General features: G+C 60.2%; 21 protein-coding genes. 10 read left to right on the top strand and 11 right to left on the bottom strand.

Annotated features, from left to right (window positions below; translation table 11 throughout):
* Nucleotides 1–222: 222 nt before the first annotated feature.
* Entirely contained in the window at nt 223–549 is a 327-nt protein-coding gene (locus HMPREF1022_RS01210; protein WP_008683820.1) for a helix-turn-helix domain-containing protein, read from the bottom strand.
* 249 nt (nt 550–798) lie between these two features.
* Between HMPREF1022_RS01210 and HMPREF1022_RS01205 the strand changes: the two genes are divergently transcribed.
* Nucleotides 799–1,191, top strand: coding sequence for a helix-turn-helix domain-containing protein (locus HMPREF1022_RS01205; RefSeq protein WP_008683819.1), 393 nt, complete (start codon nt 799–801; stop codon nt 1,189–1,191).
* 135 nt (nt 1,192–1,326) lie between these two features.
* On the opposite strand, the gene HMPREF1022_RS01200 is transcribed toward HMPREF1022_RS01205, so the two are convergent.
* The 4 genes from HMPREF1022_RS01200 to HMPREF1022_RS01185 all read right to left on the bottom strand — a co-directional run bounded on the left by HMPREF1022_RS01200 (nt 1,327) and on the right by HMPREF1022_RS01185 (nt 5,120).
* The gene (locus HMPREF1022_RS01200) at nt 1,327–1,644 is read right to left on the bottom strand and encodes a c-type cytochrome (RefSeq protein WP_008683818.1); all 318 of its coding nucleotides are present in this window, start codon (nt 1,642–1,644) and stop codon (nt 1,327–1,329) included.
* 43 nt (nt 1,645–1,687) lie between these two features.
* Nucleotides 1,688–3,139, bottom strand: a complete 1,452-nt coding sequence (locus tag HMPREF1022_RS01195) for an amino acid permease (RefSeq protein ID WP_008683817.1) — start codon at nt 3,137–3,139, stop codon at nt 1,688–1,690.
* A 223-nt stretch (nt 3,140–3,362) separates the two neighbouring features.
* Nucleotides 3,363–3,950: a pyruvoyl-dependent arginine decarboxylase gene (locus HMPREF1022_RS01190; protein WP_008683816.1), complete on the bottom strand. Its 588-nt coding sequence runs from the start codon at nt 3,948–3,950 to the stop codon at nt 3,363–3,365.
* A gap of 432 nt (nt 3,951–4,382) precedes the next feature.
* Nucleotides 4,383–5,120, bottom strand: a complete 738-nt coding sequence (locus tag HMPREF1022_RS01185; RefSeq protein ID WP_009301536.1) for a M23 family metallopeptidase — start codon at nt 5,118–5,120, stop codon at nt 4,383–4,385.
* A gap of 229 nt (nt 5,121–5,349) precedes the next feature.
* On the opposite strand from HMPREF1022_RS01185, the gene HMPREF1022_RS01180 reads away from it, so the two are divergent.
* Both HMPREF1022_RS01180 and HMPREF1022_RS01175 read left to right on the top strand, forming a co-directional pair.
* Nucleotides 5,350–7,440: a methyl-accepting chemotaxis protein gene (locus tag HMPREF1022_RS01180; RefSeq protein WP_008683814.1), complete on the top strand. Its 2,091-nt coding sequence runs from the start codon at nt 5,350–5,352 to the stop codon at nt 7,438–7,440.
* 294 nt (nt 7,441–7,734) lie between these two features.
* The gene (locus HMPREF1022_RS01175) at nt 7,735–8,601 is read left to right on the top strand and encodes a pirin family protein (RefSeq protein ID WP_009301535.1); all 867 of its coding nucleotides are present in this window, start codon (nt 7,735–7,737) and stop codon (nt 8,599–8,601) included.
* 294 nt (nt 8,602–8,895) lie between these two features.
* Here the strand turns inward: HMPREF1022_RS01175 and HMPREF1022_RS01170 are convergent, their stop codons facing one another.
* From HMPREF1022_RS01170 to HMPREF1022_RS01160, 3 genes are read right to left on the bottom strand one after another with little or no spacing between them, the layout of a single operon-like run.
* Complete coding sequence (locus tag HMPREF1022_RS01170) at nt 8,896–9,519, bottom strand: molybdenum cofactor guanylyltransferase (RefSeq protein ID WP_008683810.1); 624 nt, start codon at nt 9,517–9,519, stop codon at nt 8,896–8,898.
* Entirely contained in the window at nt 9,516–10,319 is an 804-nt protein-coding gene (locus HMPREF1022_RS01165; RefSeq protein ID WP_009301534.1) for a formate dehydrogenase accessory sulfurtransferase FdhD, read from the bottom strand. The genes HMPREF1022_RS01170 and HMPREF1022_RS01165 overlap by 4 nt, the downstream gene beginning before the upstream one ends.
* Entirely contained in the window at nt 10,319–11,206 is an 888-nt protein-coding gene (locus HMPREF1022_RS01160; protein ID WP_008683807.1) for a formate dehydrogenase accessory protein FdhE, read from the bottom strand. Before HMPREF1022_RS01160 ends, HMPREF1022_RS01165 begins: the two co-directional genes overlap by 1 nt.
* Before the next feature lie 447 nt (nt 11,207–11,653).
* Between HMPREF1022_RS01160 and fdnG the strand changes: the two genes are divergently transcribed.
* Entirely contained in the window at nt 11,654–14,686 is a 3,033-nt protein-coding gene (gene fdnG, locus HMPREF1022_RS01150; RefSeq protein ID WP_083823204.1) for a formate dehydrogenase-N subunit alpha, read from the top strand.
* Between the two features lie 2 nt (nt 14,687–14,688).
* A complete protein-coding gene (locus tag HMPREF1022_RS01145) occupies nt 14,689–15,429 on the top strand; it encodes a 4Fe-4S dicluster domain-containing protein (protein WP_008683802.1) in 741 nt (246 codons plus the stop codon).
* Between the two features lie 213 nt (nt 15,430–15,642).
* On the opposite strand, the gene HMPREF1022_RS01140 is transcribed toward HMPREF1022_RS01145, so the two are convergent.
* Complete coding sequence (locus HMPREF1022_RS01140; protein ID WP_009301531.1) at nt 15,643–17,763, bottom strand: methyl-accepting chemotaxis protein; 2,121 nt, start codon at nt 17,761–17,763, stop codon at nt 15,643–15,645.
* A gap of 426 nt (nt 17,764–18,189) precedes the next feature.
* Nucleotides 18,190–19,026, bottom strand: a complete 837-nt coding sequence (locus HMPREF1022_RS01135; protein ID WP_009301530.1) for an aldo/keto reductase — start codon at nt 19,024–19,026, stop codon at nt 18,190–18,192.
* Nucleotides 19,027–19,277: 251 nt separating this feature from the next.
* On the opposite strand from HMPREF1022_RS01135, the gene HMPREF1022_RS01130 reads away from it, so the two are divergent.
* From HMPREF1022_RS01130 to HMPREF1022_RS01115, 4 genes are read left to right on the top strand one after another with little or no spacing between them, the layout of a single operon-like run.
* The gene (locus HMPREF1022_RS01130) at nt 19,278–20,270 is read left to right on the top strand and encodes a metal ABC transporter substrate-binding protein (RefSeq protein WP_009301529.1); all 993 of its coding nucleotides are present in this window, start codon (nt 19,278–19,280) and stop codon (nt 20,268–20,270) included.
* The gene (locus HMPREF1022_RS01125; protein ID WP_232221519.1) at nt 20,245–21,201 is read left to right on the top strand and encodes a metal ABC transporter ATP-binding protein; all 957 of its coding nucleotides are present in this window, start codon (nt 20,245–20,247) and stop codon (nt 21,199–21,201) included. The genes HMPREF1022_RS01130 and HMPREF1022_RS01125 overlap by 26 nt, the downstream gene beginning before the upstream one ends.
* Nucleotides 21,194–22,057, top strand: a complete 864-nt coding sequence (locus tag HMPREF1022_RS01120) for a metal ABC transporter permease (RefSeq protein ID WP_008683796.1) — start codon at nt 21,194–21,196, stop codon at nt 22,055–22,057. The genes HMPREF1022_RS01125 and HMPREF1022_RS01120 overlap by 8 nt, the downstream gene beginning before the upstream one ends.
* A gap of 14 nt (nt 22,058–22,071) precedes the next feature.
* Nucleotides 22,072–23,073: a DUF1848 domain-containing protein gene (locus HMPREF1022_RS01115; RefSeq protein WP_008683795.1), complete on the top strand. Its 1,002-nt coding sequence runs from the start codon at nt 22,072–22,074 to the stop codon at nt 23,071–23,073.
* Here HMPREF1022_RS01115 and HMPREF1022_RS01110 read toward each other — a convergent pair.
* Complete coding sequence (locus HMPREF1022_RS01110) at nt 23,007–24,428, bottom strand: MATE family efflux transporter (protein ID WP_009301527.1); 1,422 nt, start codon at nt 24,426–24,428, stop codon at nt 23,007–23,009. The genes HMPREF1022_RS01115 and HMPREF1022_RS01110 overlap by 67 nt on opposite strands.
* Before the next feature lie 161 nt (nt 24,429–24,589).
* Here HMPREF1022_RS01110 and HMPREF1022_RS01105 point away from each other — a divergent pair, with 161 nt between their 5' ends.
* Nucleotides 24,590–25,687 carry an ISAs1 family transposase gene (locus tag HMPREF1022_RS01105; protein WP_035060191.1) on the top strand — a complete coding sequence of 366 codons (1,098 nt, stop codon included), beginning with the start codon at nt 24,590–24,592 and terminating at the stop codon, nt 25,685–25,687.
* Nucleotides 25,688–25,695: the final 8 nt, after the last annotated feature.

The raw sequence follows: 25,695 nt of genomic DNA, 5'->3' as shown, positions 1-25,695 counted from the left end.
CCCTCTGACTAATAGTTATCTAGGCGCGCGCCGCTCTGCGTGGTCAACGCCCAAAAGCATGAGCACCATCCCGGCGGAGTGCCGCCGGTGTCGGTCGCCATGCCAGAAACGAAGCTAGGAAAGGAACGAGGGAAACCGTGCGGGAGCTGACGCCCTCTTTGGGGCAGTCGCGGGGGTGGATGATAATAGGTTCCGCCTATTGAGATGCGGCACAATACGGAGTCAGCCGTCAGACAGCTCTCGCAGCAACTTGTAGGCCAATTGCAGATTGGGACGCGAAAACCCGACAAGCATTCGACACAATTCGTCACGGATTGCCTCGTCATCCGCATGGTGTTCAAAGTCAAAAAATTCTTTCATTGAGACGCCAAGGGCGAAAGTGAGCTGTTCCATGACCTGAAAACTCGGATTCGATTCTCCCCGTTCCATTTCACTGATATGGCGAGAGCTGATGCCGGACAGTTCGGAAAGTTTTTCCTGCGACAATCCGTGTTTTACTCGCAATTCCCTGATTCGTTTTCCAAGCAAAATTAAGCTATTATCGTTCATGCCGCCCTCCGGAGAGGAAGGGTAACTTTCTTTTGTAGGGCACAACATGAACCATATATCTTTACCAAGCCAAGATTTTGATTTATAAATCAAAACATAGCTTATCTTATTCTCTAATAGATCATCGATACAACGAAGGCGCTTTTCAGACCCGCAATAAGGTAAGCCAGGTCAGAAAATAATTTTTGACCGGTAGATGTAAAGGCACAATTATCAAAATAAATTAATCAGTTATCTGGTAGTGAAGTAATGATATACGCAGAAAATTCCTCCCAATTTACCGAACAACTTAAACGTATCCACCAGATTAGCGGCACGCACAACCAGAGCGGGCTTGCCGCTTATCTGGGCGTGCGCCGTTCCGCCGTAACCAATGCCAAGCGCACGGGCATGATCCCGGCGGAATGGCTGTTGACCTTGCTGCGTGTGGCAAACGTCAATCCGGAATGGATTCTGAGCGGGGCCGGTCCCTGCCGGTTCCGGCGACAGACGGAGGATGTTTACGAGGACGGAGAAACGGCGTGGGAACGCCAAAAAGACTATGAGGCCCTGCAACGGCTGTCCTCACGCGCGCTGGCGGACGAGCTGGTCCGGCGCATCGCCGTGGTGGAAGCGGAACGGTTTCTGTCTCCATCCGCGTAGGCGCAACCGCAATCGCGGCGCGGATGTCGTCATAAGCACGCAACAACCACGTTCCGCAGCAAACAAAAGCAGCCCGGAAAATCGCGATTGACGCTGTTTTCCGGGCTGCTCTCTATGAGTTATTTCGTCAAACGGCTATTTCAGGCCGTTCAGATACACGGCGATATCCTTGAGATCCTGATCGGAGAGCGGCTTCAGCGCTTCCTGCATCTGCTCCACCTTCTCATTGGGCGGCGGAGTCAGACTTTTCACCTTGTTCATCTTGGCGACCAGGCCATCCACGGGCTGGCCCATCATCTTGGCGGGTTTTTCCGTATGGCAGATGGCGCAGAGGTCGTCGTACAGCTTTTGGCCTTCCGCCGCCCTGTCTTCCTGGGCGGCCTGGGACTGCACGGCCACGAACAGAAAGGCCGCTATGGCGAATCCGCCGATTTGTTTCCATTTTATTGACATATATGGCACTCCTTCTGGGAACGTCTCCGTTCCAGGCAAGAGGTTACAACGTGATGATGCCGCGCGCGAACAGATAGATCGCGACCAGCGCCGCCAGTACCAGCAGCACCAGAATGACCTTTTCATAGTTCTTGAACAGCGGCGTCTGATCCGGATGCTGCTTGCGGCTCCAGATGTATACGGGAATGCCCAGGGCGATCAGCACCATGGCCATCAGCATATAGTGCAGACCGGCGGCGTAGATCAGCCAGAAGCCGTACAGCGTGCCCAGCGCGGCGCAGGCCAGGGCCGCGGCGCGCCCGGTGGGGGCCTTCTGGGGGTATTGCCCATCCTCGCAGGTCTTCCAGAGGAAGAGCATGGAAATCAGGTAAGCGGGCAGCACCATCACGCCGGTGATGCTCAGCATCATGCTCCAGGCGTTGTTGGAGAAATAAACCAGCAGAAGCGCCAGCTGCATCAGCAGGCTGGTGACCCACAGGGACACGGACGGCGCCCCGGCCGCGTTTTCCTTGCTGAACTGGCGGGGGAAGGTGCCGTTCTTGGACGCGGCATATGGCATTTCAGCGGTGATCAGGGTCCAGGCCAGCCAACTGGCCAGCACGGCGATGATCAGGCCCACGTTCATCAGCCAGCTGCCCCACGGGCCCACGGCGCGCTCCAGCACACCGGCGGTGGACGGCGTAGGCACGGCGGAAAGTTCCGCCTGGGTCATGAAGCCGTACGGCAGCACGGACAGCAGAACGTAGACCACCAGGCAGCCCAGAAAGCCCATAACCGTGGCCTTGCCCACGTCATTCGGGGTCCTGGCCTTGTCGGACAGCACTACCGCGCCCTCAATGCCGATAAAGGCCCAAAGGGTCACCAGCATGGTGCTCTTGACCTGCGCGCCCAGGCCGCCGAGGTGGTGGCCGTTGTCCACGGCCAGCTTGCCGAAGAAGTCGAAATCAAACTTGTCGATATTGAACATGAACACCATCACGATAATAAAGATAAACAGCGGGATCAGCTTGCCGATGGTGCCGATGGTGTTGATGATGGCGGCCTGATGCGTGCCGCGCAGCACGACGAAGTTGAACATCCAGATCAGAATGGAACCGCCGATAATGGACTGGATGGTATTGCCGCCCTGGAAATACGGCGGGAAAAAGTAATTCAGGGCGTCCATGGTAATGACGGCGTAGCCCACATTGCCGAAGATCTGGCAAAGCCAGTAACCCCAGGCGATGAGGAAGCCCACAAAGGGGCCGAAACCTTCGCGCCCGTACATATAAATGCCCGCTTTGAGGTCCGGGCGGATATCCGAAAGAATACGGAAGGAATTGGCCAGAAAATACATGCCCAGGCCTGTGATCACCCAGGCAATGAGTACCGCGCCCACGGAAGCGGCGGCGGCCATATTCTGCGGCAGGCTGTAAATGCCCCCGCCGACCATGGAGCTGACCACCACGCTGGCCAGCGCCACGACCCCGAGTTTTTTGGTTGTGCTTTGCGCCATTGCTCTATCCTCTATATGTTAAACCTCGCCCTTGTGCCGGCGTGGCTTCATGGAAATAATTTACTTAAAGGCCGACCGGGCGGAACAAAGTCCGGATCGGGTCTGCGTCGGAACCGTGCCGCCCGGCAGCGGCAAAAATTCCTAAAACAAACGCCCGGCCCACGCTAACAATCCGTCGCGGGCCGGGCGCACAAAGGCTCACGGACAGGCCGGAGCGGTTTTCCTAGTTTTTCACCACAACGGGATCGGCAAATTCAAAGTTGAGGAAGCCCATGACCGTCAGGCAGTAGCCGTAGGGCTTGGTGATGTTCAGATAGTTGTGCCAGAACTGGAATTCGCTGTGCTTTTCCACGCCGCGCAGGGTCAGTTCATGGTTGAGGGATTTATTCAGCCACATTTCGGCGTGGGATTTGGCGATGTCGTCGTCGATCCAGGTGGGGAAGTATTCCACGTATTCAGCGGCCCAGCCGCCGATGAGCTTGCCGTCCTTTTTGCCCCAGCAGATGCCGAGACCGGTGGCGATGGCGCGGTGATCCTCAATGCGGGCGCCGTTGGCGGCCATGATCACTTCCAGCACGGCGCCGTGCTTGAAGTTCTTTTCCACTTTGTCCACGGGCAGGATGTTGCCGTAGAGTTCCTTGGGGAGAACAGAGGTATAGGGGATGACGTTGAAATTTTCAATTTTCGCCTGCAACAGGGCGGAATCATAGCAGAAGGTTTCAAAGGGCTGCGGCGGGATGCCGTCTTCCGCTTCGCCAACGCCGCCGGAAATGAACGCCAAAGTGGGGTATCTCGTACCAAGAGTGGTCATGTTTGTATCCTTATTGTTTGGTCTATACAGGCGGCTGTAAAAATTATTGCCACCTGTATAACAATTATACAGAACAACAGGTTGCGCAAAACGGTCCATATGGCCTGCGTGAAGCGGTCCGCGGCGGCCCACAACGCCATTTTCCAAGAATGTGGGCGCGAACCGCCTTGTTCAACCTGTCCAACAAAAGCCCTTTGTCCGGCATAGCCGGCCAAACGTTAAGTAGATATGCAATGTCCGGGCCAGAAAGAGATTTTACGAAGTCCGGCGCTCAGGGCAAATGGTAAATGCTCTATGGCTGACGCCTGTGTTGCGGCGCGCGGAAACAACAGAAACGCCGCCCCGCGCACGGGAACGGCGAGGGACGGCAAAACAGGCGTAAAGAAAAAGGAGACTAAATTTCAGGCAGGCGGCCGGATGCGCCGGATGCCGCTACCGCCCTTCGTCCCAGGCGGGGAGGGGTGGCGGGCTGTAATTCTCCAGGGCCTTAAGGTCGCCCATGCGCGCGGGTCGTCCGTTACGGCCCCGGATCACCGGGCCGCACTGCTGCGGCGTGAGTTCAGCGGGAACCTGCTCGGGCACGGGCCGCAACAACTGCTCGGCGCTGCGCAGATACGGCAGGGGGTCCACCAGCTCCCCCTTGGCGTTTTGCAGGCCGAAATGCAGATGCGCGCCCGTGGTTCTGCCGGTACAGCCCACCAAGCCCACGGCTTCGCCGCGCCGTACCCGTTGTCCCGCAGGGACCAGGACCTTTTGCAGATGGGCATAGCGCGCGGTCATGCCGTCATCCTGCCGGATTTCCACCACTATGCCGGAAAGGCCGTGTGGCCCGGCATGGCTGACCATGCCGCCGTCAAAAGCCACCACAGGCCAGCCCAGCCGGGCACGGATATCCAGGCCGGAATGCTCGCGCATCACCATGCCGCGCCGACTCAGCCAACCGGGCATACGCCGCCGCCCGAAGGGCGAGGTGATCATTTCCGCCAAGGGCGGCAGTTTGCCCGCTTCCCGCTCAACGGACAAGGGCGGCGCAGCCGTTGTCGCGCTGCCGTCATCAGCGGCCGGAGGCAAGGCCGGGGTTTGCGGCACGCCGCTCTCCTCCGCCGCCAGGCAAGGCAAGGCGACCGACAGAGCTAGGAACAAAGCCGCAACGGCGGCATGGTGCAGCATGGTTTTCAAACTCGGCCTCCCATGATGAATATACTACGCCTTTTTGTCCGCCTGGGGCTTGCGCGTCAAGTCCCGCCATGGCAAGGAAACACGAAGCTCTTTTTTCCCGTAATCATTAAAAATCGCCGATTGACAAGGATTTTGCCCTAAAACTTTTCTGATTTCTGGCGATTAATCAGGCAAACACGAACGTTCGTGATAAAAACTACCTCTGCCTCAGGAGCACTGCATGAGCATCAGCAAGGCCTCATCCGCCATAAACGCTGGGATTATTATCCTGACATGCCTTGTGGGTTATTTTGTCTTCCAGCTGTATTACGCCATTCAAAATAATCTGGATCTCGCGCGCAACAAGGAAATCGCCGTTCAGCTTGCCGGTGAACTGATGGAGTCCTCCAAGCAGCTCACCAGCAATGTCCGCCAATACGCCGCCACCGGGGACAGCAGGTATGAAAAAATCTATTTCGGCATTGTGGACGAGCGGGCGGGCAAAACGCCCCGCGCGGCCAGCCGCGACGTGGCCCCGGGCCAGAAAATCGCGCTTACCGACCTGATGAAGCAGTACGGAGTCACCGCCGGTGAATTCGCTCTGGTGGAAAAAGGCAACCAGCTTTCCGACGCGCTGATCGCCCTGGAAACCGAAGCCATGAACGCCGTCAAAGGCATCTACAAAGACGCCAAGGGCGACTACACGATCAAGGGCGAACCCAATATGGAACGGGCCCGTGAACTGGTCTTTGGTCCGGCCTATAATGCGGAAACCGAAAAAATCATGGCCCCGCTCAATGAGTTTTTCGCCGCATTGGAAAAGCGCACCAGCGCCCAGGTGGACAGCAGCGTCGAGCGTGTCGATCGTAACGGCCTCTTCCTCTGTTTCGCTCTGGTCCTGACCCTGCTGCTCAGTCTGATCTCAGCCGTCTACGCCCGCAGGGGCATCTGCCGGCCACTGGAGCGCCTTTCCGATTTTGCCCAAAAAGTCATGGCCGGCGACTACGCGTCGCGTATTGAAACACATTCGAACAATGAAATCGGTACGTTGTCCGAAGCCCTCAATGGCATGCTGGACAAGCTCGAAGGCCAACTCGCCTTTTCGCGCGGCGTACTGGACACCCTGCCCGTGCCCTGCGCCGTGTTCGACACGGAAAACAAACTGGCTTTCGCCAATGCCCCCATGCTGAGCACCTTTGGCCATCCGGGAAAGATGGAAGGCTTCATCGGCATGACGTCCGGCAAATTTTACTACAATGACGAGGCACGCGCCACTTCCATCACTCGTTGCCTGGAAAGCGGAGAAGCGGCCAGCATGGACTTCGTTGTCGAGCGGAAAACAGGCAAACCCATGCATGCGGACGTTTTCACCAAGCCCATGCGCGACGACAAGGGCCGCTTGTCGCATGCCATTCTGATCCTGCTGGACACCACTACAACTTTTGAGCAGCAGGAAGCCATCAAGCGCAACAGCGAAACCATGCGCGGCGTGGCCGCCTCGGTGCTGGATCTGCTGCAAGCGGCCAATGCGGCCTGCGAGCAACTGGTCAGCGTGCTGGTGAAAACCGACAAGGCCACCGCCGAAACAACGGAACGCATGCACGATACGCTCACGGCCATGGAACAAATGAATATGGCCGTGCTGGACATTTCCAAAAACGCCAGCGACGCGGCCGCCAGCTCCGACAACATGCGCACTACGGCCACGGACGGCCAGAACATCGTGGGACAGGTGGTTTCCTCCATCAACCTGGTGCAGAAAAACTCTCTGGCTCTGCGCGCGGACATGGAAAAGCTGAGCGACGAAGCCCAGAGCATCAACCAGATCATGACCGTGATCTCGGATATCGCCGACCAGACCAACCTGCTGGCGCTCAATGCGGCCATTGAAGCCGCCCGCGCCGGTGATGCCGGGCGCGGTTTTGCCGTGGTAGCCGACGAGGTGCGCAAGCTGGCTGAAAAAACCATGAACGCTACGACGGAAGTGGGCAGCGCCATTGAAAACATCCAGCAGGGCACCCGCCGCAATATGGAACATGTGGACCGCGCCGTGGTCAGCATTGAGGAAGTGACCGGCCTTGCCAACACCTCGGGCGACCGGCTCAAGGACATTGTGGAAATCACGGCCCTGTCCGCCGACATGGTGCGGGCCATTGCCACAGCTTCGGAACAGCAGTCCGCTTCGTCGGCGCAGATCAACGAAGCCGTGGAAGCGGTGGACAGCACCCTCAAGGATGTGGCCGTGGTCATTGCCGACGCCAACAACGCCGCCCAGCAGCTCAACGGCCAGATGGCCGAAATCCGACAGTTGATGGACAAGCTCAAGCCCTGAGCGCGACCAGCCCGGACAGTCTTCATATTCTCCCCGGTTACCGCCGGGGAGTTTTTTATGCTCGCCGCTCCACCACTGGACAGTCTGTTTTTCGGAATTATATGCAATCCGTTAGGATTGCTTGGCGGCAGCCGCGCTGCCGCTGCCGGGCAAGCGTTACGTCCGCTCCTCCGGCTCCGAAGCGCAATCCTTTTTTGCCGGGGACGTTGCCCCAGGGCCGCGTGATCCGGTTACATATATATTTCCTTTCCGCCGCCATGCGGCGCATGGAGCGGCCGGGAAAAGGAGCGCACCATGAAATACCGCACTATTAAAAGCGATGTTACCGGCCATCCCGCCATTGACGGCGCGGGTGTGCATCTGGTCCGCGTTTTGGGTTCCCCCACTGTAAGAAGTTTTGATCCTTTTCTGATGCTGGACGCTTTCGACTCCCGCAATCCCGCTGACTACATCAAGGGCTTTCCCATGCACCCACATCGGGGCATTGAAACCTTCACCTACCTTATCCAGGGCGAGATCGACCACAAGGACAGCCTGGGCAATTCGGGCAAGATTCTGGACGGCTGCTGCCAGTGGATGACTGCGGGCAGCGGCATTCTGCACCAGGAAATGCCGCAGGCCAGCGACAGGATTCTGGGCCTGCAGCTCTGGATCAACCTGCCCCGCAAGGACAAGATGGTAGAGCCCAAATACCGCGACATCACCGTGGACATGGTGCCCAAGGTGGAAGAAGAGGCGGGCACCGTGGCTGTGGTGGCCGGGCGGTATAAGAATGTGGAAGGCGCAACCAAGGGCGACTATGTGGATGTGCGTTTTCTGGATATGACCCTCAAGCCGGGCTACACCTGGACCGTGGAGACCAAGCCCTCGCATACGGTCTTCGCCTATCTGGTGGAAGGCACCTGCGCGCTTACGGAAAACAACGCCATGCTGTCGGCCAAGCATGCCTATCTCTTTACGGAAGGCGACGCCGTGGCTTTGACCGGCGGCCCGGAGGGCGCGCGCCTGGTACTGGTATCCGGCAAGCCCCTGCACGAAGCCGTGGCCTGGGGCGGCCCCATCGTTATGAACAGCGAGGATGAACTGCGCGAAGCCTTCCAGGAACTGGAGGACGGCACCTTTATCAAGCACGCCAAAAAGACCGCGGGAGCCCGAGCGTAATCGTATACGCCTACCAATATTCCTGAGACCGGGCCGATGAAAGGATGGCGTGACCTTCTTTCATCGGCTCCTTTCGTATCTGGCGGCCTCAGAGCATTTCAACTTTGAAATGCTCTGAGGCCGAACACGGTGAGGCGCGCCGCGAAGACCGACCCGACGGGCGGCCCCTAGGGCCGTGCCTGTAGCCCAAAGGGCATACAGCATCAAGAGCAGCGCGGAGCGGATTCAGCCGAAGGCCGCGTTCTTCGGCTGAATGAACCTTTGAAACGCAAAGCGTTTCAAAGGTAATCCGGTCTAGACTGCGGCCAGCAGGCGGCGCACCAGCTCCAGGTCAGCGGGATAATTGATGTTGAAAAATGGCAGGGCTTCGCCCTGGCTGTAGGCGATGCGCTCCTGCCGTTCCAAGGGAATGATGCGGCTCAACTTGCGCTCGCCTTGGGCCAGGGCCTTGTCGAACAAGGGCAGCGCCGCCACTTCATAGATGGCCGTGAGCGCCTCGATAAAACCCGTTTCGGTCTGGCAGAATGTTGTGAGCAGGCGGTCGGAGGACGCGGCGTCGCGCGCGGCCAGCAGGCGGCGCAAGGTGGCGTCGTCCATGAAAGGCAGATCGCAGGACAAGGCCAGTACGGCGGCATACCCCTGTTGCGCTGCCCCGCGCAGGGCCGCATGCACGCCGCTGAACGGGCCCAGGCCCGCCACCTGATCATAAAGACAGTCATAGCCCGGACGCGGGCGTCCCGGACGGCAGGCCACCCAGCATTGGGGCAAAAGCGCGGTCAAAAGGTTGTGCGTGCGGCACAGCAGATCCGGCTGTTCCCGGCCGTGCACCCTCAAGAGGGCCTTTTCCTGTCCCAGGCGGGAAGAAAGTCCTCCGGCCAGCACCACACCGGCCACATCGCCCCTGGTGGTTTTGGTCATGCCGTCACCCGCCCGGCACTGTCACAGAACACGGTCAACCGTTCCTCCGCAGGGCGGCAAAAGCCCACCAGAGTTATGTCCTGGGCCATGGCCGCTGTCAGGGCCGCGCCGGTCACCGCGCCCCGGCTGACCAGCAACGCGAAGCCCGCCCGCCGGGCCTTGGCATACAGGCTGCCGGTGATCCGGGCGGAGATAAACAACGCATGCGCAGCGGGTTCAAGGTTCTGTCGGGCGCAGAATCCGGCCAGGCGGTCCAGACAATTGTGGCGTCCGATATCTTCGGCCACCCGTACCAGCCCTTTTTCGGGGTGGAACAAGCCCGCGCGGTGGAACGAACCTGTGCCGTCCCAGAGACCCGGTTCGGCAAAAAAATCATTCATCCGCGCCAGCAGAGCGGTGGCGCCGAGGCGCGGCGTCGTGGCAGGGGCAGCGGGATCAGCCGAAGAAAGCTCCAAGCACACCCGCAGGCAATGCCGTCCCTCTGACGTGTCCAGACGCTCCACCCGCCCGGCTCGCAGGGGCACGGGCCTGTCCCCCAAGATATTCCCCTGCCCTCGGTCAGAGCGGGATACCGCCGTTCCGCATGGGGAGCAGTCCAGCAGCACATGCCCCAAGGCCAGATCCTCCAGCTCATGCGGCCAAGCCCAGAGGTCGGCGCTTCCGCCGGGATGAAGCACGCGTACGGCTTCTTCACGGGCGGCCACCTCAGGCAGATCCTCCCAGCGGCCGCGCCGGAAGCGCCGGGCCCGCACATCCAGAGGGGCCGGGCCGGACGGCCATCCGCCGCGGGCGCTATGCATCAGAAACCCCAGGCCGACGGCGTCGGGCGACTGTAGCCCTCCTGCCGGGCCAGCATGTCCAGCGGCAGCGAAGCCAGATCACTCAGGGCCGCCGGCAGGGCTTCGGCCTGTTCACGCAGATCGGCCAGCTTTATGTAGTTGTTACAGGTCTTGCAGACATGCACTTCAAAGAACGGCAGGCTGTCGGTGGTAAACATGCGTAACTTGTCCTCTCCACGCTCCAGGCAGAAGGGGCATTGCAACCTGGCCGCTCTGTAGCTCGCGCCGCAGAATGAACAGGTATGCCGGCGCAGGCCTTCCTTGCCGTGCAGTTCGCCCATGAAGGGCGGACGGCCGCAGTGCGGGCAATGCCCGTGTTCCCAGACGCGCCGGTCGTCGCGCGCGGTGGCCAGAGCATCGGTCACGGCGGCCAGTTGCGGAGTCAGGGTGGCCTGGGCCAGAAAATGAATCAGGGCCGGGGCCTGCGGCAGGCGGCCGGCCCAGGCGGAGAAAAAGGCTTCATCGTTTTGCATGAAGGCCGCGAAGGCTTTGGCGGGCAGCATCTCATCCGCCGCAGTTTCCCGGCGCAGGGTTTGCACGGCCTCGGCCGGGCTGCCCCGGAGCGAGGCCAGCAGGACGCAGAGTTCGTCCCAGAGCGGACGGGCCGGAGCAGGATCATAGGGAAAGTCAGCGGCGGCCAGCAAGGGCGCGCTCTGGGCCCGGGCCCCGGGTCCGGCTACAGCAAGACGCGCCGCATCCGGCGGGTTCAGGCTGCTGCGAGCCGCCCGTTGCAGACGCAGCGTGCCGCCCACAATTTCCAGCAGGGCTCCGGGCAGCCAGGCCAGGGAGGCAAGACGCTCCAGGCGGCGGCTCAGGGCGGCGTCATCAAGGGAAAAGAGAGTGACCATATATTTCTTCCATAGGCGCTGAGGGTGCCGGGTAAAAGTAGCAGGACCACGGAGGATGCGGGACAATCCCCCGCTCGTGCTATACGACAGAAGCCGGAACCGTGCAACCGCGCGAAAAATTTTACGCGTCGCCTTGGCCGCCTCCGAGGCCCTTTGTCCCGCCCGTATCTGACAATACGGCGGAATTTATAACAGCGGAAGTTGAGAGGCAATCATGAATTTTTTTTCACTATATTGACATGGCAGCAAGGCACATATACCGTTACCATAACGCAGCATACCCCATGATGACTGTCATTTTCATCGCTTAAGGAAGAAGTATATGAGGATGGCGAGAATATTCTGATGGCATGAGCGCGTTATACACAAATTTTTTATTATGTTTTTTAAAGCATAATAAAATAAAGAATGCCGGACAGCGCATTCCTCTACCAAGGAGAAGAGCATATGCAATTTTCGCGCAGAGGCTTTCTGAAGCTGGGCGCGGGCGCCACCGCCAGTGTGGCCTTCGGCGGTCTGGGCATCAGCCTGACTCCGGTGGCCGCGGCGGCGCAGGACGCCAAGCTGAAATGGACCAGGCAGACCACCTCGGTCTGCTGCTATTGCGCCGTGGGCTGCGGGTTGCTGGTCAGCACCAGCGCCGAAGGGCACCCCGACGGGCCGGGCAAGGCCATCAACGTGGAAGGCAACCCAGACCATCCCATCAATGAAGGCAGCCTGTGCGCCAAAGGCGCGTCCACCTTCCAGTTGGCGTCCAATAAAGACCGGCCCCAAAAGCCGCTGTATCGCGCGCCCGGCGCCACGGAATGGAAGGAAGTGGAATGGAGCTGGGCCCTGCCGGAGATCGCCAAACGCGTCAAAGCCACCCGCGACGCCACCTTTACGGAGAAAAACGCGGCCGGTCAGGTGGTCAACCGCACCGAGGCCATTGCCTCCCTGGGTTCCGCCGCTCTGGACAATGAAGAATGCTGGGCCCTTCAGGCCATGCAGCGCGCCCTGGGCCTGGTGTATATCGAGCACCAGGCGCGTCTCTGACACAGCTCCACAGTCAAGGCTCTGGCAGAGTCTTTCGGACGCGGTGCGATGACGAATCACTGGAACGATATCGCCAACAGTGATTGTGTGTTGATCATGGGCAGCAATGCTGCCGAAAACCATCCCATTTCCTTTAAGTGGGTGCTGCGCGCCAAAGATAAGGGCGCCACGCTCATCCATGTGGACCCGCGCTTCACGCGTACCTCGGGCCTGTGCCACCATCATGTGGGCCTGCGCCCCGGCTCGGACATCGCCTTTCTGGGCGGGATGATCAAATACATCCTCGACAATAAGCTCTATTTCGAGGAATACGTGCGCGAATACACCAACGCCCCTCTGGTGGTGAACAAGAAGTACGGCTTTAAAAACGGCCTGTTCGCGGGCTTTGACGCCAAGAAAGCCGCGTACGACAAAAAGGCCTGGGCCTTTGAGCTGGACGACAAGGGCGTGCCCGTGCGTGACGCGAGCTTCAAGAACCCGCGTTGCGTGCTCAACCTGCTGCGCGGCCATTACAAGCGCTACAGCATCGCCGCCGTGGCCAAGGCCACGGGCACTCCGGCCAAGGATCTGGAAACCGTCTACAAGGCCTTTGCCGCCACCGGCAGGCCGGACAAGGCGGGCACCATTCTGTACGCCATGGGTTGGACCCAGCACACCTACGGCGTGCAGAATATCCGCACCATGTCCATGGTCCAGCTGCTGCTGGGCAACATCGGCGTAGCCGGGGGCGGCGTCAACGCCCTGCGCGGCGAATCCAACGTGCAGGGCTCCACGGACCACGGCCTGCTTTCGTCCAGCTTCCCCGGCTATCTGGCCGGTCCCACCAGCGCCCATGCGACCCTGGCGGACTACAACGCGACCACGCCCAAGTCCGCCGACCCCATGAGCGTGAACTGGTGGCAGCACCGGCCCAAGTACATGGCCAGCCTGATCAAATCCTTCTTCCCGGCGCTTTCGCCCGAGGAGGGCTATAGCCTGCTGCCACGCGTGGACGCGGGCAAATCCCTGCTGGACTACTACTGGCAGTCCGTATTCCACAAGATGGGCCAAGGAGAGATCAAGGGCCTGTTCGCCTGGGGTATGAACCCGGCCTGCTCCGGTCCCAACTCCAACAAACACCGCCAGGCCATGACCAAGCTGGACTGGCTGGTCAACGTCAATCTCTTTGATAATGAAACCGGCTCATTCTGGCGCGGTCCCGGCATGGACCCCGCCCAGATAAAGACCGAGGTCTTCCTGTTGCCCTGCGCCGTCTCCATTGAAAAAGAAGGCTCGGTGAGCAACTCCGGACGCTGGATCCAGTGGCGCTATGCCGGGCCCACCCCATGGGGCGAAACCAAGCCCGACGGCGACATCATGCTGGAGCTGATGGAGGAAATCCGCAAGCTCTACCAGCAGGGCGGCGCGTTTCCGGAACCGGTGCTGCAGCTGGGCATCGACGGCTGGAAGGAAGGCCATGCCTTCAGCCCGGCCAAGGTGGCCAAGATCATGAACGGTTACTTCACCCGCGACGTGAAGATCGGCGACAAGGAATACAAAGCCGGAGAGCAGGTGCCCAACTTTGTGGTGCTCCAGGCCGACGGCTCCACGGCCAGCGGCAACTGGCTGCATTCCGGCGCGTGGACTGAAAAGGGCAACCTGATGGCCCGGCAGGAGCACAGCCAGACAGAGGACCAGGCGCGCATCGGCCTGTTCCCCAACTGGTCCTTCTCCTGGCCCGCCAACCGCCGGATCATCTACAACCGTGCCTCGGTGGACAAGAACGGCAAGCCCTGGAATCCGGACAAGGCGGTCATCGCCTGGGACGGCAATGCCTGGGTAGGCGACATCGTGGACGGCGGAGGCGGTCCGGGGGCCAAGCATCCCTTCATTATGCAGAAGGACGGCTTCGGGGCCATTTACGGGCCGGGCTGCGCCGACGGGCCCTTCCCCGAATATTACGAACCCGCCGAATCTCCCTTCGCCAAGCACGACTTCTCGTCCCAGGCGCGCAGTCCGGTCTATTACAAGGCTCCGGGCGAGCGACTGGCCGTGAATGACAAAAAATACCCCTACATCGGCACCACCTACCGGGTGACCGAGCACTGGCAGACCGGCCTGATGACCCGTCGCGTGCCCTGGCTCACCGAGGCCGAGCCCCAGAATTTCGCGGAGCTGGACCCGGTACTGGCCAAGGCCAAGGGCATCAAAAACGGCGACAAGGTCGTGCTGACCAGCCCCCGCGGCAAGATAGAATGCGTGGCCATGGTCACCCCGCGCCTGAAGCCTTACACCGCCAACGGCAAGACAGTGCACGTCATCGGCACGTCCTGGCACTTTGGCTGGCTGGTTCCGGAAGACGGCGGCGACGCCGCCAACCTGCTCACCGCCATGGTGGGCGACCCGAACACGGGTATTCCGGAAAGCAAGGCCTTTATGGTCAACATTGAAAAGAAGGCGGGCTAGTCATGGGCAAGATGTTCTTTGTGGATTTGACGCGCTGTACAGCCTGCCGTGGCTGTCAGATCGCCTGTAAGCAATGGAAAAACCTGCCCGCTGAAAAAACCCGCAACAGCGGTTCGCACCAGAACCCGCCCGATCTCTCGGGGCAGACCATCAGGGTGGTGCGTTTCAAGGAAGCAGCGGACAAGAACGGCAAGGTCAGCTGGAACTTCTTCCCCGAGCAGTGCCGCCACTGTGTGGATGCCCCCTGCAAAGCACAGGCGGATATGGAATCGGAAAGCGCCTTTTTGCACGATGAAGCCACCGGGGCCGTGGTGCCCATGCCGGATTCGGCCAAAGTGGACTTTGAAGGCGTGCGCTCGGCCTGTCCCTATGACATTCCCCGCAAAGACGAGGAAAGCGGCCGGATCACCAAGTGCGACATGTGCTTTGACCGCATTACGCAGGGCATGGTTCCGGCCTGCGTGGCCTCATGCCCCACGGGCTGCATGAACTTCGGCGACGAGGAAGAAATGCAGGCCCTCGCCGGGAAGCGCCTGGAGGAAGTCAAAAAAGACTGGCCCGAGGCCAGCCTGGGGGATGCGGACAGCGTGCGCGTCATCTATCTCTTCAAAGAAGCCCCGGCCGCCTACTTTGAGCATGCCGTGGCCGACGCCTCACGGACCATGCTGGCCAGCACCGAAAAAACGCAGCCCGCCCGGAACATCTCCCGCCGGGACCTGTTCCAGCGCGTGCTGCGCGGCTAGGAGCTGTCTCTAAATTGTCCTTTCGCTCTCTGCCGGCGTCAGGCTCGCCCGTGCGAAGGTCGAATATGTTTGAATATGCTCCCTCCGCCCAGGATACGCCTTTCTTGGCAGAGAACGAAAAGCCTAATTTAGAAACAGCTCCCAGAGCATCAGCGAATCATTATCGAAAACCGGAGGCCGGGAGCGTTGACAATCAACGCTCCCGGCCTTTCCTTATCCCTGCTTCAGTTCCATGATCAATTGCCGCAGCACTTCTTCCTGCGCCGCAAGGCTTTCCAAAGCCCGCGAAGCCTCGCGCATGGCTTCGGCCACATCGCCGGAAATACCGTTCACCCGGCCCACGGCCCTGGTGATCTCTTCCGAAGCCGAAGACTGCTCCTCAGCGGCCGTGGCTATGGTGCGCACCTTGTCCGAAGCCTCAACGGCCATGGAGACGATCTCTTCCAGAGCCGCGCCGGAGCTGTCCGCCAGGGTCGAGGTGCTGACGATCATTGCGACGGTCTGTTCCACATGCCGGATATTGTTGCCTGTGGCCTTTTGAATGTCGCCGATGGCGCTGCCCACTTCCGTGGTGGCGCTCATGGTTTTTTCCGCCAGCTTGCGCACTTCGTCGGCCACCACGGCAAAACCGCGTCCCGCGTCCCCGGCCCGCGCCGCCTCAATGGCGGCGTTCAGAGCCAAAAGATTGGTCTGGTCGGCAATGTCCGAGATAGTGGTCATAATCCGGCTGATGCCCTCGGCCTGCTCGCCGAGCGCTTCCATGGCTTCTTTGAGCACCGAGGCCTGATTACGGGCTTTTTCAATGCCGTTCACGGCGTCACGCACCACACCCGCGCCTTCGTGGGCGCGGCTGCGCATCCTGTCGCTGAACGAAGCCGTTTCAGAAGCATTGCGCGCCACCTCTGAGACCGTGGCGTTCATCTCATCCATGGCGGTAGAGGTTTCGCCCATGCCCGCCGCGGCATCTTCCGCTCCGGCCCCGGCTCCGGCAATGCGGCTGCTCAGAATCTCCGATGCCTCGGACACGGCGCGCACAATGTCCTCCATCCGCGCGGCCGCAGACTGGATGCCTTCCCTGCGGGCGCTGTCGGCAGCCTTGCGCGCGGCATGGGCTTCCTCCAAGGCCAGCCGGGCTTCCTCGCCCTTGCGGCGCGCCTGTTCCGACTGTTCGGTCACTTCCGCCAGACGCTGCCGCAGGCTGCCCACCATGCTGCGCAAGGCATCGGCCAGACGGCCGGTCTCATCCCGTGCGTGCAGAGCCAGTTCCTGGTCCAGATTTCCGGCAGCCACTCCCTGAGCGAAGTCCACGGTCGCGCGCAGGGGTTTGGTGATCATACGCGTAATGCCCACAGCCAGCGCGGCGCCCAAAAGCAATACCGCCGCCAGAATAATCAGGCTGTTGCGAACGGTGGATTTCAGATCCTCGTAATTGCTGTTGACAATGCCTTCGGCAATGCGCAAGCCCGTTACCCCGATGTCGTGCGTCAGACGGCTTGTGGCCGCGGCATAGTCTGCCAGCCGCGTCGAAATCTCAGCCTCTTTGCCTTTGGCCGCGAACATTTCGCGCGCGCCGGTCATATATTCGCTCATGCTTTTTTCCGCCCGCGCAAAGGCTTCCTGGCAGGCGGGCTTGACCAGCCTTCCCTTTACTGTCGCGGCAAGAGCGTTCATACGCGTGAAAATTTCTTCCGCCGCGGCAAAAGCCGCCGCATCGTTGTTGTATATAACGCCTTTCATCAACAGGCGGATTTCCTGGGTCATGGCGTAAAGACGCGCCGCGTCACGCTGATTGTCGGCATATTGCAGGCTCATGGCCGTATTGCCGGCCTCGACAAACTCGCGTGTGGTTTCCCGGACCAGATCTTCCAGAGCCGTCAGGGATTCCAGAGCCGCCGCGCCGAGCCCCTCCATACGCGCTATGACGGCGCGCGTGTGTTCCCCGGTTTCAATAGTTTCCCGGGTGGATGCTACCAGAGCTTCAAACGGCGCCGGGAAATCGCGCACGAATTCCACCAAGGGCACATGCGAGGGGTATTTTATGGAATGCTCACGCATTTTTTCAAAGTCGGCCCGCACTTTTTCCAGAGCCTGTAACGCCTCCTGTCCGGCCTGTTCGCTTCCGGGGGCCTCATTGATGCGGGTCAACGCGTCGTTGAGGCTCCAGCCCAGGTTAAGGGCGAATTTGACCTTGGGAATATATTCGGCGGCCACGCGCCGGGAATCATCGGCCGCCCGCCGCATTTCCGCCGAAGAAAGATAGCCCGCCAGACAGGCGAGCAGAAGAAGCAGCGCGAAACCGCTGCCGATTTTTTTGCCTATACTGCTCGTAAACATAAGAACGCCTCGTTATGTGGAGAAACCCGCTTTATTGCGGTATATAGACGCACGGCCGCAACGTCCGCGGCTGTGCGCTGAAGTCCTTCGCAACGGGCCGACCTGAACCACGGGCCCATGAATGCCTCCGGCCCGGAACAGGCAAACGCCTTGCCTTCATATGATCATATTTATTTAAAAATATATATGGGAGATTGCTGGTCGACCCCGGTTATTTTGTCTGTCGGCAATCGTTCCCGGCGGAACATCACAAGGGTCATCCCAAGTGTTTGATGCGGCTTATTGAACGGGCCGAAACCCCGGTATCCGGGCCGCCCCTGGGGGGGCCAGGATACCGGGAAAAGAAGATTATATGAGGAGGGCCGGGAGAAAAGGCAAACAGACAAGAGGCCGGACAGTGGATCAGTGGGGGACAGCGGGGATAGGTCAACGGGGATAGGTCAGCGGGTCCGGTCCCATACGTCCCTGCCCGTCCGGTAGTTCCAGGTTATCCAAGGCCGCCACCTGCTCCGAGGTCAGTCGGAAATCAAAAACCTCGCTGTTTTCCCTGATCCGTTCCCGATGGACGGATTTGGGAATGGGCAAAAGACCTTTTTCCAGATGCCAGCGCAGCAGTATCTGAGCCGGTGTTTTGTTGAGCGTGGCGGCCAGTTCCCGCACAACAGGCTGCTCCATGTCCCGTCCCCGGCCCAACGGGCTCCAGGAAACGACCTGGATGCCGCATTGGGTGCAGAAACGGCAGAGCCCCGCCTGGCTGAACAAAGGGTGGACTTCAATCTGGTTGAGCGCAGGCCAGAAACCGAAGGTGTCGCGCATTTCGCTGAGATGCTCGGCCAGAAAATTGGAAACGCCCAGGACGCGGATCTTGCCCTGCTCTTTCTGGCGCAACAACTGCTCAAAAGCGCGCAGCCGCCGGGCGTCGTCCAGGCCCGGCCAGTGCAACAGACAGCCGTCCAGATAATCCAGGCCCAACAGCTTGAGGCTCTGATCCAGAGCGCGTACCGGCTCGGCAAAGTCCGTGGGCCAGATTTTGGAAAGCACGAACAGCGTCTCGCGCGGTTGGCCGCTTCGCCGCAGGGCTTCGCCCACCGTGCCTTCATTGTGGTAATACGCGGCCGTGTCAATATAGCGATAGCCGCAGGCCACGGCTTCCCGCACGGCCAGAGCCAGTTCAGGCCCTGAAGCCTTATAACAGCCGAAGCCGAAACCGGGCATCTCCATGCCGTCATTAAGACGCAACAAAGCGGAAATATTTCCAATCATATAAAACTCCCGCCGTACCGGATTGTTCCGGCACAGCCTGTTGTCATTAAGAATATTTTAGGGTTGAAATGTGACACAGTTCAAACTCTAGACCACCCGCGTGCCGGGCATGCACGTTCTTTCAGAGTACTGTGGGCGAGGCGGCCCGGCAAGCCCCGGCAACGTCGCAGGGCCGTCCGCCGCCTTGACAGCGCCCATTTCGGGTCTTATGAAAGGTAGTCTTGTTACTATCTTAACCGTGGAATACCGCCATGTCCGCACATTCCGCCGCGCCGGGCCGTCCGCCTGTCCGTCTGACCCATATTCTGCTTGTCCTGGCTGTTCTGGCCGGGCTTTTTTTCAGCATACGGCCCCAGCCCGTGCAGGCCGCGCCGCCCCAAGCCTCCGGCCAACCCGCTGAACTGCGCGTGCTGGCGACCACGTTTCCGGTATATCTGTTCACCCGTAATGTGGCCCACAGCCGCCCCTATGTGCGGGTGGAGCTGCTGATTCCGGCTCAGGCCGGTTGCCCCCATGACTACGCCCCCACGCCCCTCGATCTGCAAAAATTGGCGCAGGCCCAGGTGGTGGTAATGAACGGCCTGGGGCTGGAAGAGTTCCTGGCCGCCCCCCTGAAAAAAATCAACGCCAAGGTCAAGGTCATTGACAGCAGCAAAGGCATTGATCCTCTGCCCCTGCCGCGCGGCATGTCGCCTTCTCCGCATGCCGGACACGACCACGGCAATGTCAATCCGCACATTTTTGCCGGACCGCGGCAAGCCGCCGCCATGGTCTATAATATCGCCGCAGGCCTGGCCCGCGTTGATCCTCAAGGGGCGGCGGCCTATCGTGCCGCCGCCGAGGACTATGCCGCGCGCCTGCTTTCCGTGGGCCGCCGTCTTGCCGAGGTGGGGGCCTGCGCCCCGCGCAAGGGCATTGTGCTGCAACACGACGCGCTGGCCTATCTGGTCCATGACGCGGGCCTGGAGGTTATGGACGTGATTCAGGAAAGCGAGGACGTTCAACCCTCGGCGGCCCGGCTCATGGAACTGGTGCGGCGCATCCGCGAAGAAAAGCCCGTGCTCATTGCCGGCGAGCCGCAGTATTCGGACAAACCCGCCCAGACCCTGGCGCGCGAAACCGGCGTGCCCGCGGCGCAGCTTGATCCCGTGGCCTCGGGTCCCGCCGATGCGCCCCTGAGCTACTATGAGACCGTCATGACCGCCAATTGCAAAACCCTTGAGCATTATTTTGACCCGCGTTGAAGACTCCGCCCCGGCCATCGCCTTTGAGCATCTGAGCGTACGCCGGGGAAACAATCAGATTCTTGAGGACATCTGCGCCGGCGTGCCGCGCGGCGGCAATACCGTGCTGGTGGGCCCCAACGGCGCGGGCAAGACCACCCTGCTGCTCTGCCTCATCGGCGAAGCGCCCTATACCGGGCGCATCCTTCCCGACGGCAGGCGCGACGCGGCCTGGCCGCGCCTGGCTTATGTGCCCCAGCAATTGCAGATGGACGGCGGCCTGCCGTTGCTGGTCAGCGAATTTCTGTCTCTGGAGCGCCAGCGCAGGCCGCTCTGGCTGGGGCTGAAAGCCGGGGCGCGCGCACGGGCTCGCCGCCTGCTGGCTCTGGTACGGGCCGAACATCTGGAAAACCGCCGCCTGGGCGACCTCTCCGGCGGCGAACTGCGCCGTGTGCTGCTGGCAGCGGCTCTGGGCCATGAGCCGGAGCTGCTGGTGCTGGACGAACCGGAAGCGGGCGTGGATTTTCAGGGCGAACGCCTGTTCTGGGAAGTCTTGGACACGGCCCGGCGCGAATACGGCTTTACCCAGCTCATGGTCAGCCACAATCTGCCCCTGGCGGCCCATTACGCCACGCATGTGATCTGCCTGAACAAATATGTGCGCGCCGAGGGTCCGCCGCGCACCACCCTGACCGCCGCCACCTTGCTGAATCTCTTCGGTGTGCCCATCCACCTCTATCCGGACCAGTGCGACGGCGCGGACCCGGCCTGCCCCCAGTGCGGGGCGCTGCACGGGCCGGATCATCTGCCGTCCGATCCGGGACAGCGGCTGAACGTCCTGGCCCCCCTTCCCTGCCGGGGCTGCGCTCTGCACGTGCCCCCGGCGGCCACGGCAGCGCCGGACAATCCGGCCGAAGCGGGCAATACCGCCGGGGGAAATCCTCATGCCTGATTTCTCGCCGGTTTACACGCTGATCGGCCTGTTGCCCCTGGACTGCCTGCAGGCCCGCTTCATGCAACAGGCCCTGCTGGGTCTGTTGCTGCTCACGCCCATGGCAGCCGTGCTGGGCGTGGAGGTCATCAATTTCCGCATGGCCTTCTTTTCCGACGCCATCGGGCACTCGGCCTTCGCCGGAGTGGCCCTGGGCCTGATTCTGGCTGTGAACCCCCGGCTGTCCATGCCGCTTTTCGGCGTGCTGGTGGGGCTGGCGGTCATGGTCGTGCGCCGCAAAAGCAATCTCTCCGCCGATACGGCCATCGGCATCGTGTTTTCAGCGGTGGTGGCCTTCGGCCTGGCCGTGGTCAGCCGGGCCAGCGGCGTGGCCCGCGACATGCAGCAATTCCTCTACGGCGACATCCTGACTATCAGCGAAGGCGAAATCGCCTTTCTGGGCCTGCTCTTCCTGGGCATGTTGCTCTTTCAGGCCGTGGGCTACAACCGCCTCCTGGCTATAGCCCTCAATCCGGTCATGGCCAGGGTGCACGGCATACGCGTGGCTCTCTGGCAATATCTTTTCGCGGGCCTGCTGGCCTTGGTGGTCATGTTTTCGGTCTGGGCCGTGGGCGTGCTGCTGGTCACGGCCATGCTCATCGTACCGGCGGCCACAGCCCGCAATCTGGCCCGCACCGCAGGCGGCATGTTCTGGTGGGCCTTGCTGGTGGGCATCAGTTCCGGCTTCGCCGGGCTGACTCTGTCCGCCCAGGATTGGCTGGCCACGTCCAGTGGAGCCACCATAATTCTGGTTTCCTGCTGCTGGTTCGCGGCAAGCTGCGTCTGGGCCGCCCTGCGCGGGCACCGGCGGGCCTGAACCCGCGCGCTGCCATGTCCCCCTGGCCCACTCTTCAGATCACCACAGCCCACGGCCCGAGCCGGGCCGTGGCCCCGTATGTCATTTCAGCCAGCCGGGCCACGGACATTCCGGCTTTTCACGTCCGCTGGCTGCTGGAACGCCTGCGCGCCGGATATTGCCTCTGGCGCAATCCCTTTAACGCCGGACAAGGACAATACGTCTCCTTCGAGCGTTGCAGGCTGCTGATCTTCTGGAGCAAAAATCCCCTGCCCCTGCTGCCGCATCTGTCGGAAATCGAGGATTACGGCTTCAAGTATTACTTTCAGTTCACGCTCAACAATTATGAAGCCGAGGGCCTGGAGCCGGGCCTGCCCCCGCTGGAGCAGCGCCTGGAAACCTTCTGGCGCCTGTCGGAACGGCTCGGCAGGCAGCGGGTGATCTGGCGCTGGGACCCGCTGCTGCTGGCCGCGCAACTGCCTCCGGAAGCCCTGCTGGAACGCCTGGATGCCCTGGGCCGCAGGATCAGCCCGTATACGGACAAGCTGGTAATCAGCTTTCTGGATATGTACCTGAAGATCAGAAGCCGTCTGGCCGCCCATGCCGCAGTGCCGCGCGCGCCTTCGGAAGCGGAAATGCTGGCCCTGGCTCAAGGCCTGGCCCGCCGCAACGCCGCGTGGCCGCATCCCTTGGCGCTGTGCACCTGCGCCGAAGCTCTGAATCTTTCCGCCCTGGGCATCGCGCCCAATGCCTGCGTGGATCCGGCATTGATCAGTCGCCTCTGCCCGGACGACGCGGAGATCCAGCGGTTCTGCGGCCTGGACCCGACACGCGCGTCCTTACTGCCTGGAAGCAGACCCGGCAAGGCCGCCAAAGATCCCAGCCGCCGCAAGCACTGCCAATGCCTGCCCGCCAAGGATATCGGCGCGTACAGCACCTGCGCCCACGCCTGCGTCTATTGTTATGCCAATCAATCCCAGGCTGTGGTCCGGGCCCGGCTGTTGTCGCGGCGGCCCGGCGCGGAGAGCCTGATCTGAATCCTCGGGCACAGTGTGTTCAGGCCCTCACGCTTCAGACGGCGCATACTCGCGTAATAAGCGATGCCCAAGGGCAACGCGGCCCCCAGCCAGGCCAGAGGATTGGCCAGGCAAACCCCGTTGAAGCCCCACCAGACAGCCAGCACCACGGCGGCCAGCGCGCGCATGAGCAGCTCCATGACCCCGGCCAGTGTGGGGATCAGACTTTGTCCGAGACCCTGGAGGGTATTACGGTAAATAAAGAGCAGTGCCAGCACCCAGTACATGCAACCGCTGATCTCCAGATAAGTCTGCCCCATCTCGATGACTCGCTCCTGCCCCTCACCCACGAAAAGCGCGATAAGATGGTGTCCGCCCGTAATATTGACCACGGCAATAGCGATACTGAAACCCACGGACATGAAACAGCACTGGCGCACGCCCTGCCGGATGCGCTCCAGATTGCGCGCGCCGTAGTTCTGTCCCGTGTAGGTGGCCATGGCCAGACCAAAGGACATCATGGGCAGCACGGCCACCATGTCGATTTTCTGCGCGGCGGTGTAGGCGGCCACGGCCAGGGGGCCCAGGCTGTTCAGGGCCGCCTGCAGAATGATCGCGCCCACAGCGATGACCGACATCTGGAAGCCCATGGGCAAGCCGATGCGCATGGGTTTCCAGATATCCTTGAAGCCGAGTTTCCAGTCCTTGGCGTGCGGCCGCAGCAGGGGCTGCTTGTTGAGGATGTAGCCCACGCAGAGCAGGCCCGATACCACTTGGGCCAGCACCGTGGCCCAGGCCGCGCCCGCCACGCCCATCTTAAAGTAAAGGATGAAGATGAAATCCAGAACAATATTCAGGAGGCAGGCGATGATCAGAAAAAACAGCGGGGTCTTGCTGTCGCCCAGGGCCATGATCATGTTGGAAAGCAGATTGAAAAGCACGGCCGCGCCGATGCCCCAGGAAATGACGATGATATAACTGTGGGCGTCCTCCATGATCTCTGGCGGCGTGAGCATGAGTACAAGCACCGTGCGTGAAAGCAACACGCCGGAGATCGTCAGAACGACCGCCACAACCGCGCTGAGCAGAATACCGGCGCAAAAACTGCGCCGCACGCCCACCTTGTTGCAGGCGCCGAAAAACTGGGCCGTGACAATGGAAAACCCCGAAGTCATGCCCATGACAAAGCCCAGGACCAGAAACAGCAGGCTGCCGGTGCTGCCCACGCCCGCCAGGGCCGTGACCCCGATGGTCCTCCCCACGATCAGGGTATCGGCCATATTGTAGATCTGCTGGAAAAGATTGCCGATAAAGAGCGGCAGCGCGAAGAAAAAAATCAGCTTCGCCGGGCTGCCCTGAGTCAGATTTTTAGCCATATCTCCATCACAACTAAATACGTTCGATGCATCCAGCCGGCCGAAAAGACGCCGCCTGAATGCAACATTTCAAATTACCACCTGAACCATGCCGCCCGCAAGCATTGCGGCACCACGGCCCAGGGCAGACGCATCTAAAAAAGATCTATAGACTGGGGGCTATGGAAGACCCTATTGAAATCACATTGGCTATTTTCCGTGACCTGACTGACCCACGAGTAGAGCGCACAAAGATACATAGTCTTGAGACTATTATGTTTATTGCTTTATGTTCGTATTTGTCAGGCGGTGACGGCTTTTATGACATGGAAGATTATGCCCATGCCAGACAGGATTGGCTCAGCAGCCATATAGGCATGCAAAGCATTCCCAGTCATGATACCTTCAACCGCGTATTTCAGGCAATTTCCCCGAGTTGCTTTGGCGAATGTCTCCTTGAATTATCCCGACGTCTTCGGGAGAAAGTGACCGGCGACATAGTGGCCTTTGACGGAAAAACACACCGGCGCACTACCAGGAAGAATGGGACAGCTTTACATATGCTCAACGCTTGGTCCGTGGAAAATCGTTTGGTTCTCGGACAACTGGCCGTAGAAGAAAAGAGTAATGAAATTACAGCCATTTCCCAATTAATGGATATGCTGGACTTGAAAGGGTGTGTAGTAACGGCCGATACGCTCAACTGCCAAAAAGTTGTAGCGGCTAAAGCCATCGAGAAACAGACTGCTTACCTTTTGGCATTGAAGAGCAATCATCCTATGTTTTACGAGGAAGTACGTATGCATATGGATGCTCTATCCTGTGACGTTCCACCGGGATTTGAACAAATTGAGAAAGAACATGGCCGTATTGAAACCCGGCGGTGTTGGCAATCACCTTCAATAGACTGGTATAGCGATAAGGAGCAGTGGGCTGGCTTGCAAAGCTTTGTACTTATTGAGTCAGTGCGTGAAAGTAGAGGAAAAATCGAGACAAACCGTCGTTACTACATAAGTAGTTTAGCTCAGGATGAAGTGCGTGCCGCTAAAAGCGTGAGAGCTCATTGGCAGATAGAAAACGCCTTGCACTGGTGTCTTGATGTAGTTTTTGATGAAGATCAAAGTCGAGCACGGGTTCGTAATGCGGGCAAAAATCTTGGAATTTTGCGAAGTATCTGCCTCAATTTACTTCGGCGCATGCCAGGGAAATCGAGCTTGAAGGGCAAGAGGTTCAAGATTGCGCTGAGTGAAGATTTTCTCCTTCAGGCTCTCAGAATTTAGATGCGTCT

It is taken from the genome of Desulfovibrio sp. 6_1_46AFAA (genome assembly GCF_000224635.1).
Classification (GTDB): domain Bacteria; phylum Desulfobacterota; class Desulfovibrionia; order Desulfovibrionales; family Desulfovibrionaceae; genus Desulfovibrio; species Desulfovibrio fairfieldensis.
Note: the sequence above shows the minus strand (reverse complement) of the source record. Positions and strands in the feature narration are given on the sequence as shown.

Excerpts from the sequence above, each read along its gene's own strand:
- HMPREF1022_RS01130 (WP_009301529.1), top strand. The coding sequence starts at position 19,278 with ATGTCCGCACATTCCGCCGCGCCGGGCCGTCCGCCTGTCCGTCTGACC.
- HMPREF1022_RS01160 (WP_008683807.1), bottom strand. The coding sequence starts at position 11,206 with ATGGTCACTCTCTTTTCCCTTGATGACGCCGCCCTGAGCCGCCGCCTG.
- HMPREF1022_RS01115 (WP_008683795.1), top strand. The coding sequence starts at position 22,072 with ATGTCCCCCTGGCCCACTCTTCAGATCACCACAGCCCACGGCCCGAGC.
- HMPREF1022_RS01200 (WP_008683818.1), bottom strand. The coding sequence starts at position 1,644 with ATGTCAATAAAATGGAAACAAATCGGCGGATTCGCCATAGCGGCCTTT.
- HMPREF1022_RS01135 (WP_009301530.1), bottom strand. The coding sequence starts at position 19,026 with ATGATTGGAAATATTTCCGCTTTGTTGCGTCTTAATGACGGCATGGAG.
- HMPREF1022_RS01180 (WP_008683814.1), top strand. The coding sequence starts at position 5,350 with ATGAGCATCAGCAAGGCCTCATCCGCCATAAACGCTGGGATTATTATC.
- HMPREF1022_RS01175 (WP_009301535.1), top strand. The coding sequence starts at position 7,735 with ATGAAATACCGCACTATTAAAAGCGATGTTACCGGCCATCCCGCCATT.
- HMPREF1022_RS01190 (WP_008683816.1), bottom strand. The coding sequence starts at position 3,950 with ATGACCACTCTTGGTACGAGATACCCCACTTTGGCGTTCATTTCCGGC.
- HMPREF1022_RS01185 (WP_009301536.1), bottom strand. The coding sequence starts at position 5,120 with ATGCTGCACCATGCCGCCGTTGCGGCTTTGTTCCTAGCTCTGTCGGTC.
- HMPREF1022_RS01205 (WP_008683819.1), top strand. The coding sequence starts at position 799 with ATGATATACGCAGAAAATTCCTCCCAATTTACCGAACAACTTAAACGT.
- HMPREF1022_RS01105 (WP_035060191.1), top strand. The coding sequence starts at position 24,590 with ATGGAAGACCCTATTGAAATCACATTGGCTATTTTCCGTGACCTGACT.
- HMPREF1022_RS01145 (WP_008683802.1), top strand. The coding sequence starts at position 14,689 with ATGGGCAAGATGTTCTTTGTGGATTTGACGCGCTGTACAGCCTGCCGT.
- HMPREF1022_RS01210 (WP_008683820.1), bottom strand. The coding sequence starts at position 549 with ATGAACGATAATAGCTTAATTTTGCTTGGAAAACGAATCAGGGAATTG.
- HMPREF1022_RS01165 (WP_009301534.1), bottom strand. The coding sequence starts at position 10,319 with ATGCATAGCGCCCGCGGCGGATGGCCGTCCGGCCCGGCCCCTCTGGAT.
- HMPREF1022_RS01110 (WP_009301527.1), bottom strand. The coding sequence starts at position 24,428 with ATGGCTAAAAATCTGACTCAGGGCAGCCCGGCGAAGCTGATTTTTTTC.
- HMPREF1022_RS01120 (WP_008683796.1), top strand. The coding sequence starts at position 21,194 with ATGCCTGATTTCTCGCCGGTTTACACGCTGATCGGCCTGTTGCCCCTG.
- HMPREF1022_RS01140 (WP_009301531.1), bottom strand. The coding sequence starts at position 17,763 with ATGTTTACGAGCAGTATAGGCAAAAAAATCGGCAGCGGTTTCGCGCTG.
- HMPREF1022_RS01195 (WP_008683817.1), bottom strand. The coding sequence starts at position 3,139 with ATGGCGCAAAGCACAACCAAAAAACTCGGGGTCGTGGCGCTGGCCAGC.
- HMPREF1022_RS01170 (WP_008683810.1), bottom strand. The coding sequence starts at position 9,519 with ATGACCAAAACCACCAGGGGCGATGTGGCCGGTGTGGTGCTGGCCGGA.